At 64.9% G+C, this 1746-nt stretch carries 1 protein-coding gene and 2 pseudogenes; all 3 read right to left on the bottom strand.

Going from position 1 to position 1746, the window contains the following annotated elements; translation table 11 throughout:
- Window positions 1-597 (bottom strand): annotated as a pseudogene (locus tag ACFP9U_RS24920) (hypothetical protein); the annotation flags it as partial.
- Between the two features lie 8 nt (window positions 598-605).
- Complete coding sequence (locus tag ACFP9U_RS24915; protein ID WP_378625561.1) at window positions 606-1442, bottom strand: substrate-binding domain-containing protein; 837 nt, start codon at window positions 1440-1442, stop codon at window positions 606-608.
- 16 nt (window positions 1443-1458) lie between these two features.
- Window positions 1459-1746, bottom strand: a pseudogene (locus tag ACFP9U_RS24910) (ABC transporter ATP-binding protein); the annotation flags it as partial.

Genomic DNA, 1746 nt, shown 5'->3' with positions numbered 1-1746 from the left:
GGCGCTGCTTGCCGCGGTGACATCAATGACGCGCAGACGCGGCGCACGCACCGCGACCTCCTCAAGCCCGGCGCTGCGCAAGGCCAGCAGATCCACGGCAGACAGCCTGCGGCCCGGCAAACTCGCCGGCCGTTCCGCCGCCATGTCTTCGCCGGCGCGGCGGATGCCTCTACCCGGAATGGCCTCGGCAAAGACTTGCACCATAGGCCCGCTGCAATCCACCAGATCTGCCTCCAGAACGCAGTCGCATCCCTCCGGCATCGCCTCCCCCGCCTCGACCCAGACCGGCGGAGACCCGAGCGGCACCGGCGCGTAGGCCGAGGCTCCCGCCAGATCGAGCGCGTGAAAGGCCCATCCGTCAATGACCGCGATGCTGCGCGGCGGCAGCGTGTCACGCAGCGGCTGCATCTCGGCAGCAATGCGGCCGAGCCCCTCGGAAAGCGGCAAATATGTCGGAGGGACGGGCGCGAGCCCGTCCAGCAATGCGGCTAGAGCTGATTCGAAGCTGGTCAGCGCGCCTTGGGAGGGCTCGAAACTGTTCATCCCCGCATGATGTGCCAGATGCGCTTGCGTTTGCAACAGCAGTTGCGCCGGCAACGACGCAATCAGGAGCGTTCCCGCTCGGCATTCGGAAAGAACAATTGTTCGCCGTCGATCGCATATTCGCCGATGGCCTCCTGCCCTTCCCGCGAGATCAGCCAATCGATGAATTGCTGACCGGGTTCGGCCTTCACGCTCGGATGTTTTTCCGGATTGACGAGAATGACGCCATACTGGTTGAAAAGCCGGTTGTCGCCCTCCACCAGAACGTCCAAATCACGGCGGTTCTCGAACGACAGCCACGTCCCCCGGTCCGCCAGCACATAGGCCTCCATGGCCGCAGCGGTATTGAGCGCGGCGCCCATTCCCTGCCCGATCTCGCGATACCAGCTACCCTTCTGTGCCGCGATATCGATGCCGGCTTCCTTCCAGAGGCGAAGTTCGGCGCTATGCGTTCCGGAATTGTCGCCGCGCGAAACGAACGGCGCCTCAGCGGCGTAGATGGCTTCGAGGGCAACGGCGACATCCGAAGAGCCCCCGATGCCGGCCGGGTCGTGCTTCGGGCCGACCAGCACGAAATCATTGTACATGACGTCGAAGCGCTCCACCCCGAACCCTTCCTCGACGAACGCTTCCTCCTGTGCCTTTGCATGGACGAAGACGACATCGGCATCGCCGCGCCGCCCGGTTTCGAGGGCCTGGCCGGTGCCCTGCGCGACCACCTTCACCTCGATGCCGGTCTTCTGCTCGAAGAGCGGCAGGATGTGCTCGAACAGGCCGGAATCCTGCGTGGACGTCGTGGATGCCACGACGATCGATTTATCCTGCGCGATGGCTGAAAGACCCGCGGAAAACAGAAGCGCTGTCGCGGCGATTGCGGAAACCAGCAGACGGTTCGGCATAAGTCCCTCCTGATTATTAAAGGACGAGATCGCCGCGGATGAAGGCGGCGGCCTCGGGTGTCGATGGACGATCGAAAAAATCCGCAGCCTCCGCCTGTTCGCACAAGTGGCCGCGGACCATGAAAAGAACGTCGCCGGCGAGCCGGCGCACCTGGCCCAGGTCGTGCGAGGCCATGACGATCTTGGTGCCCGAACGGGCAGCCATGAGGACGATCTCCTCCACGTGGCGGGTCGCGGCCGCATCGAGGCTGGCGGTGGGCTCGTCGAGCAGCAGGAGCTCTGGCTCGCGCGCCAGCGCCCGGGC

Origin of the sequence: Nitratireductor sp. GCM10026969 (assembly GCF_042660605.1) — a bacterium.
GTDB lineage: Bacteria > Pseudomonadota > Alphaproteobacteria > Rhizobiales > Rhizobiaceae > Chelativorans.
Note: the sequence above shows the minus strand (reverse complement) of the source record. Positions and strands in the feature narration are given on the sequence as shown.